General features: G+C 56.0%; 1 protein-coding gene. It reads left to right on the forward strand.

From position 1 onward, the window contains the following. Positions 1-351 (forward strand): hypothetical protein (locus ACWTU8_RS33125; RefSeq protein ID WP_455851415.1); only part of this gene is annotated, 351 nt, incomplete at its 5' end. Positions 352-405 lie beyond the last annotated feature (54 nt).

A 405-nucleotide genomic window follows, 5' to 3' on the forward strand; every position in this document is an offset into this window, starting at 1 on the left:
CACGCGAACCGGAGCCTTAACGCCGAAATGACCGAGGTTGCCCGAATGCTCAACGAGAGAGGTCTGCCTCCGATGTCAGAAGCGCTTTTGGCTCTTCAACGACACCTGCCAGGGCCTCCGTTCGGGTTGCCGACCTATGTCGTAAGACAGTTTGAAGACGCCTATCTCGTTTCCAATCGCAGGCTGGCCGACCGGCTGCGGGATCCTGAATTTGAGGAAATGTCACGGCCCGGATGGCGTACGGACGGAGTCTGCATGGCCGGACAGATTGACGACGCCAGATTCGCCGAAATCATCAAACTGGCAGGGCGGGAAGCCGCCGGCATCGGGCATCTCGCAGCATCATCTTGATATTTCCGCTGTCTTCAGCTTCAGGAAACAAGTCTTCCAATATTCTATTGATTC

The organism is Mesorhizobium sp. BHbdii (assembly GCF_053848045.1).